The sequence below is a fragment of the Spirosoma luteum DSM 19990 genome, assembly GCF_000374065.1.
GTDB lineage: Bacteria > Bacteroidota > Bacteroidia > Cytophagales > Spirosomataceae > Spirosoma > Spirosoma luteum.
This window is the reverse complement of sequence record NZ_KB893288.1, coordinates 1-6,259: the sequence shown is the minus strand read 5'-3', so window position 1 is coordinate 6,259 and position 6,259 is coordinate 1. Positions and strand designations below refer to the sequence as shown.

Annotated in this window: 9 protein-coding genes; 2 read left to right on the top strand and 7 right to left on the bottom strand. The window is 51.0% G+C overall.

Annotation, left to right across the window (positions count from 1 at the left end; translation table 11 throughout):
* From B156_RS32675 to B156_RS0123420, 6 genes are all read right to left on the bottom strand, one after another.
* The coding region (locus tag B156_RS32675; RefSeq protein WP_157627160.1) for a DDE-type integrase/transposase/recombinase at nucleotides 1–267 on the bottom strand (267 nt) is incomplete at its 3' end.
* A 77-nt stretch (nucleotides 268–344) separates the two neighbouring features.
* On the bottom strand, nucleotides 345–695 hold the full coding sequence (locus B156_RS31575; RefSeq protein WP_157627159.1) for an IS3 family transposase: 351 nt from the start codon (nucleotides 693–695) through the stop codon (nucleotides 345–347).
* Nucleotides 696–801: 106 nt separating this feature from the next.
* Nucleotides 802–1,017 carry a transposase gene (locus tag B156_RS29770; protein WP_040586275.1) on the bottom strand — a complete coding sequence of 72 codons (216 nt, stop codon included), beginning with the start codon at nucleotides 1,015–1,017 and terminating at the stop codon, nucleotides 802–804.
* 965 nt (nucleotides 1,018–1,982) lie between these two features.
* Nucleotides 1,983–2,192: a hypothetical protein gene (locus tag B156_RS0123435; protein ID WP_157627158.1), complete on the bottom strand. Its 210-nt coding sequence runs from the start codon at nucleotides 2,190–2,192 to the stop codon at nucleotides 1,983–1,985.
* Between the two features lie 444 nt (nucleotides 2,193–2,636).
* Nucleotides 2,637–3,116 carry a ferritin-like domain-containing protein gene (locus tag B156_RS0123425; RefSeq protein WP_018622231.1) on the bottom strand — a complete coding sequence of 160 codons (480 nt, stop codon included), beginning with the start codon at nucleotides 3,114–3,116 and terminating at the stop codon, nucleotides 2,637–2,639.
* Between the two features lie 176 nt (nucleotides 3,117–3,292).
* The gene (locus B156_RS0123420; protein WP_245563809.1) at nucleotides 3,293–3,472 is read right to left on the bottom strand and encodes a DUF4136 domain-containing protein; all 180 of its coding nucleotides are present in this window, start codon (nucleotides 3,470–3,472) and stop codon (nucleotides 3,293–3,295) included.
* 52 nt (nucleotides 3,473–3,524) lie between these two features.
* Here B156_RS0123420 and B156_RS0123415 point away from each other — a divergent pair, with 52 nt between their 5' ends.
* Both B156_RS0123415 and B156_RS0123410 read left to right on the top strand, forming a co-directional pair.
* Nucleotides 3,525–3,809 (top strand): glycosyltransferase, encoded by a 285-nt coding sequence (locus B156_RS0123415; RefSeq protein ID WP_018622229.1) that lies wholly within the window; start codon nucleotides 3,525–3,527, stop codon nucleotides 3,807–3,809.
* Nucleotides 3,810–4,012: 203 nt separating this feature from the next.
* On the top strand, nucleotides 4,013–5,314 hold the full coding sequence (locus tag B156_RS0123410; protein WP_018622228.1) for a sensor histidine kinase: 1,302 nt from the start codon (nucleotides 4,013–4,015) through the stop codon (nucleotides 5,312–5,314).
* A gap of 5 nt (nucleotides 5,315–5,319) precedes the next feature.
* On the opposite strand, the gene B156_RS0123405 is transcribed toward B156_RS0123410, so the two are convergent.
* The gene (locus B156_RS0123405; RefSeq protein WP_018622227.1) at nucleotides 5,320–5,793 is read right to left on the bottom strand and encodes a response regulator; all 474 of its coding nucleotides are present in this window, start codon (nucleotides 5,791–5,793) and stop codon (nucleotides 5,320–5,322) included.
* Nucleotides 5,794–6,259 lie beyond the last annotated feature (466 nt).

Below are 6,259 nucleotides of genomic sequence, written 5' to 3'. Positions count from 1 at the left end.
ATAGGGGTCATCAGCCCGGCTCATGCTGGGGTTGATTCGCCACAAGCGCACTAATTCTTTATACTCGTTGGAAATGTACTGCCCACCCCGGTCAGAATGGATGATGAGACCTTCCCCAGGCAAACGGTTCTGCAACGCAGTTCGTAACGGTATCAAAATCAGCTCATCTTCCATATTGTCATCCACTCNCCAGCCTACAATCCGGCGCGAAAATAGCCGCGGTGGCGGACCACTCCATCCAGGCCCCCAGATAAGCCCATTGGCCATTGACCAAAGGCAGATAGGTGATGTCGCTTACCCAGACCACATTCGGTCTGGCGGGAAAGGCCAAGTCCAGTAACAGATTAGGCCGCACGGGCGGCCCCGCAGTAGCCTTTGCCATGGGTGCTCTCAGTCGTGCGCGGTACAAATGACTTGGGCTGAATGGCCTGTAAATGAGCCGCTTTCATAACTGTTCTCACTTGATAACGACCGATTCTATGCCCTTTTTCCTTTAACTCGACCACGATCTGTCGGCTACCGTAGCGCCGTTTGTGTTCGCCAAAAACAGCTTTGACCAACTTGGAATTATCTTCTTGCCGAGTCGTTGGCTGATACGAAGCCCCCCGTTTCCAGCGGTAGTAAGCGGATCGACTCACTAACAACAACAGACAAAGGGTCTCAACGGAAAACTCCTCCGACAAGAATTGAATCAACTCGTAGCGCTTGGTCAGGTCGCTCGGCTGAAAATGCTCAACGGGGCCACCCGGCGGGCTTTTTTTAGGATCTCCCGTTCCGTCTCCAGTTGCCGAATCCGCTCCTTTAGCTGGTGGTTTTCCTGAGCCAGATCAGCCTGAAAAACGATATTTTTTTGCCCACTTGATTTTTGTTTTTCCAGCGATAGATGATGTTTTCGGAGATGCCCAACGATTGGGCGACGTAAGATGCGGTCTGGCCGTTAGCCAACATTTTCAGCACTTCGGCTTTAAAATCGGCATCATATTTCCGCCGTGTTTTTGCGTTGTTTGGTGACTGCATGATCTTGCGAAATTAAGCAAGTTCCGTGTGCCGATAAACCCGGCCATCTCACTGTAATAACTCAAACTCAATTGAGTCGTTGAGGTAAGTAGTGGACACTACTTATTTAGGCTTGTAGTTAACTTAGTGTATTAGCGACAAAGAGTAGGAGCGGGGAATCCAGAAAATCCCTGGTCTTCAGTAAGTTACTCGTAATGTGGCTAAAAACAGGTGTGGTGATGCCAGTTCCAATCTGCCGGGGCCTTATGTTATTTTCTCTGACTGACTAACTTGGCCCGAAGGCTGTCCACCCACTACCTGCGCTAGGGTAGTGGGCGGACAGCCTTCTACACTAGCGTAACATCTACTTACTATGTCCTCCTTTTGACCCCCCTGTGGAGCCCCCTGCACTGTGGCCACCCTTGTTGCCTCCCTTATGGGAGTTCGTGTTACGCCCTCCCGTAGCACTACCATGATTCGGACCATTATCCTGCTTGCTACCGACTTTCTGATCCTTATATTCCTCTTCGACTTGATCAAGTGCTTTTTGGTTGTTTTCTTCCTGATTTTCCATCGCATTGGTTATTTACGTACTGGTTTAGCTGCCTAACTACCCAGCAGGGAGAAGGTTTGACTTTTCCGGTAAAAAGCAAGGATAGGTTACGGGCACTATCCGGCCGACGGCCCTGGCCGAATTGCTGAAGGAATGGCTACCCGGTAAAGTAGTTATCGAATCGGGAATCAACCGTTGCCAAAGGGGTAATCGAATACTGTTCCAACCAGATCAACTGGTTAATTGGATTGTCTGGGCTGGACGTCAAATGAATGCGCGAAATGGTCTTCGCCTATCCACCAACATTATGCTAGCTTAGCATTAGGCCAAATACGAAGGAGTGGCCAGGAGAATCCCCGTCAACGTCGTCTTTAGAACCAGGTATTACTAATCAGTGGACTGGTCAATGAGTGTCAGGTAGTTTTTCTAAGAATTACGCGCCAGGTGTGGAGCGCTTTTTGTCCTTTTTCTCATCCGGTTTGTCTTTCTCCACCATCACCCCGGGCAGTGCTAAACAAGCACTTTTTCGATTTATCAACTCCTGTTCGAGGGCCTTCATTTCAGTTCTTGTATAAGCTCCTCTTCTAAAAGCGGCTTCGTATTTTTCAGCACTATCTTCTGCTGGGTTTATTGTCGGTTTCATGGTCATTTTATTAGCGGTTCGTAAGCACCATTTCGTTAGTAGCCTCTTGGGGGTTCCACACCCAATCCGCGTGAAGTCAAGGTCATTGCCCGGTAAGGGACGCTGGAGCAGATAAACGCCTGTAACCTATAAGGGAAATCGAAGCCGTGCTAAAAAATGCTTAAGCCGGAACGATTTCTGGATTCGTCCGAAGAAACTCAGGTAGATTGAACGGTTTCTTACGCATAAAGTGTGTGGTCAAAAAGGCTACGTCCGCGTCATACTGACTATGCTCCACCAATGTATAACAGTTAATTAATAACACCCACTCGTAGGCCGCATGCAGGTGCTCCACCTGAGTCAACATTAGCCCGTACATCGTTTTCCAAAAAACAAGCTCAAGTAATAGTGATACAGGCAGAACCATTTGCCAGGTGGTTCTGCCTGATTAACAGATGATCGGCTCTATTCCTGAGCCGCTTTCTGGTTTACCGAACTGGTCGCAATAGTGGTTAGCTTCTCATCGGTTTGTTTTTCTTCTTCCAGGGTTTGTTCCAGCAAATCGGCAATCTGCTCCAGGCCGGTTTGCTGTGCCAGCGTGCGGGCCGTACCATAACTGGCTATCTCGTAGTGCTCCATTTTCTGAGCCGCCCCAATGATGGCCGCGTCGGCTACTGGACCCTCTTCCAGTTGATCCAATAAGTCATTGGCTTCTTCAATAAGCCCCTGCATGGCCATACACGTTTCGCCGTCTGGATCAATACCTAATTGCTGGGCAATCTGCTCCAGCCGTTTCACCTGACCTTCGGTCTCGCGCTGGTGAACTTGAAAAGCCTGCCGCAGTTGGTCGCTTTGGACCCGTTGGGCCAGTTGAGGCATTGCTTCCAGTGCTTGCTGTTCGGCCGAGTACAGATCCTGGATCGTGTGTTCCATAAACTCATCCATTGTTTTCATAACCTGTAATTAATTTAGTTTATCAATTGAGGGGAAACACTCACCTACGGCCCTTGTTTAATAAATACGACGGGAGTGAGACAGTGGCCTGTTTCTGAAAAAAGACCGGCGCAAATCACATCTTCTGTGTGCAACAAGTGTCGGGGCGTCTAAACGTGGGCCATTGGTCAGGTCCTTTGCGGGAAGCGATCCACAATGCGCGTTACCTCGCGGGCCAATTGCTCCTTAATTCGGGTCGGATTACCAATGGCGTTCTGTGCCGAACCGCGCCAGATTAACTGCTTGGTGCGGGCATCGACCATGTCGACCACCACTGTACCTGCTTCGTATTTTTCCTGACTGTACATAGGTCCCCAACTGTTCCAACCCCAAGCCGAGTACCGGTTTTTGTTTAGCCCCATGCGCTACAGCAGCCTTCCATTAGCCGTTATCGAAGCCATGACGATTGGGATGTCGATTGTTGCCTTAGCCACGACCGAACTGCCAACCGTGATTGAAAATGGCGTGCATGGGTTTGTCTCCAACGATGTCGACGTGCTGGCCGGGCGAATGCAATTTTTGCTTGATAACCCCGATGAAGCGGCCCGGATGGGACAAAATGCTCGAAAGTTAGCCCAGGAGCGGTTTGGTCTATTGCGGTTTGTGGAGCAATGGAATCGTCTCTTTGCCGAATTAAGTCCGTAATAAAGAACGCTTTCGCCTGTCGCCGGACCGTTTGCTCATCCGTATTTGGTGAAAAAGAACTATCTGTATGATTCGTCGTTTGGTCAGTAGAGTAGAGACATGGCTTTTGGCCATCCGCTATTTTTCGCCTGGCAGCCCAGTAGGGACTCACCACTTCCGGAACGAACCGCACAACCGAATGTTGGTCTTTTACCCACTACCTAATGGAAACCTCCGGGGCTAATCCTCTTCAGCCGCTGGCTGAACTGGTCACCTATTTAATTACCCGTCGCGAAGTTATTCTCAACCACTGGCGAACCGCCTGCGAACAGGACCCCACTCTGGGCAAAGTCTCCGCCATGAGTCGGGAAGAGTTCAATAATCTGCTCCCTGTCATTTTAGATATTCTGGAACAGCGGCTGTTAAGCCAGGCACCCCAGATTGATGCCGGTTCGACGGCCACCGCTCATGGTCTGCACCGCTGGCAAAAAGCGCACAGCCTGCGGGAAACCATGCAGGAACTAAACCACTTAGCCAAAACACTTTACAACGAAGTACAGGCTTTCCAGGCGCTCTCTCCTCAAACCGATGCGCAACTACTGTTGTGGGTGCACGGGCAAATTGCGGAGTTGATGAGTCAAACGCTGAATGGCAGTGTACAGAAGTACGATGAACTCCAGCGATTGGAAGCGGCATCGAGGGCGGCCACCCTCCAGCAGGCCGTCGATCAAATGGACGAGCTGGCCCGTCAGCGGGGGGACATGCTGCGAACCTCCTCCCACGATTTACGAGGCAGCTTTGGCATTATCAACTCAGCGGCTTACCTGCTCAAAACCGAGAACCTGGACCAGTCTGAACGGACTCAGTTTATGGAGATGTTGAACCGCAATCTGGCCAGTGTGCATACCCTGCTGGATGGGCTGATGGATCTATCCCGCCTGGAAGCGGGGGAAGAAACGCTTCAGGTCGAATCGTTCGATGCGGCTCAGTTGCTCCAGGAAATGGTAGCCAATGCCCAGCCGATTGCCACCGAGCGGAATTTAGTCCTGGGGGCCGATGGGCCCGCTTCGTTAATGGTCGAAACCGACCGCCTTAAACTCTACCGGATTGTGCAGAACCTGCTGCTGAATGCGCTCAGGTATACCCCATCCGGCTACATCGCGGTGTCCTGGTCGATTGAAGGCGACTACCGATGGATGTTTAGCATTCAGAATTCGGGGCCCGGTTTACCCGATAATCTAACCGGCCTGTTTGCCAGGCAACTCAAGCCACCCAGCGAATCGTCCGCAGCCAATCCTGACCAGACTGAACCGGGGCCGGCATTGCCTCCGGCGAATCAGGCGATACCGGCCGGGCCCGAACTGGCCCAGCAAGCTAAGCAGGGGGTGGGGGGTGAAGGCGTTGGTTTACAGATCGTCAAGCGGCTTTGCGAGATGCTGGACGCTAGCCTACATGTGGAAACGAAAGCGGGTCGAGGCACCCTGTTTCGGATTCGGATGCCGATTCACGCTACAAAAATCGCTTGACTTTCCTACGTATGAGGTAACGTAACCGTCTGTAGCCAGTATTGCTGTAGCGACTCAAAGTAAGCCAGCCATTGCAGATAATCGACCGGCTTTACGATGTACGAATTGGCACCCAACTGATAAGCAGTCTGAATATCATCAGGATTGCCGGATTGGCTCAGCAACGTCAGGGGAATCAATCGGAAGGGCGAGGTCGGCTCTTTCACCTGTTGTAGTAGGGCATATCCCTCTTCCCGGCCTGGCAGGTACATGTCCAACAGAATCAGGCGGGGTAAAGGCGGCCGAACGTTCATACACTCGTTCAGGTAGCTAAGGGCCTCTTCGACCGTAGCGGCTGTCAACAACTCGACCCCCGGCATACAGGACTGAAGTACAGACCGGATCAGGCGTTGATGATCCGGATTATCTTCGATCAGCAGGATTTTAGCCCCTCGATAATTGCGCAGAATGGTGGCGTCTTGTCCGCACAAATTGTTCATGCTATAGGGAGTTAATGGGTGGTAGTTTCTAAAAGGAGGATCGGTATCAGGCCAACCGGAAGTAATCAGCTACCTACATTTGGGAATTGTTCGGCAATAAAAAAACGGATACGGATTGAGGGTTATTTTTTAAATAAACTCTTGACTGTTAGGGAATTATCGACGGATCGATAGGAAAAAGAAACGTCAGCACTGGTTAAGACAAGCTGACGTTTCTTACCTTTCTGGTAATAGCGGAGATTAACTTCGCCTACTGATTGCCATTCCGATTGTTCGAACTACTACTTCCCGAACCATTGCTACTGGTACCGTTACCGCTCGAACTGCTGCCNTTNATGNTGCCCCCGCTTTTGCGATTTTTGTTCTTGCTACCCGATTTTCTGCCCCGACTCATGGTGCCCTGCCCCGAAGTGCTTCCGCTCGACTGGCTGCCTACCGTAGCCCCCGATGAGGAACCACTCGTTCC

Coding starts and splice junctions, on each gene's coding strand:
- B156_RS0123415 (WP_018622229.1), top strand. CDS start 3,525: ATGCGCTACAGCAGCCTTCCATTAGCCGTTATCGAAGCCATGACGATT.
- B156_RS29770 (WP_040586275.1), bottom strand. CDS start 1,017: ATGCAGTCACCAAACAACGCAAAAACACGGCGGAAATATGATGCCGAT.
- B156_RS0123425 (WP_018622231.1), bottom strand. CDS start 3,116: ATGGATGAGTTTATGGAACACACGATCCAGGATCTGTACTCGGCCGAA.
- B156_RS0123420 (WP_245563809.1), bottom strand. CDS start 3,472: ATGTACAGTCAGGAAAAATACGAAGCAGGTACAGTGGTGGTCGACATG.
- B156_RS0123410 (WP_018622228.1), top strand. CDS start 4,013: ATGGAAACCTCCGGGGCTAATCCTCTTCAGCCGCTGGCTGAACTGGTC.
- B156_RS0123405 (WP_018622227.1), bottom strand. CDS start 5,793: ATGAACAATTTGTGCGGACAAGACGCCACCATTCTGCGCAATTATCGA.
- B156_RS0123435 (WP_157627158.1), bottom strand. CDS start 2,192: ATGAAACCGACAATAAACCCAGCAGAAGATAGTGCTGAAAAATACGAA.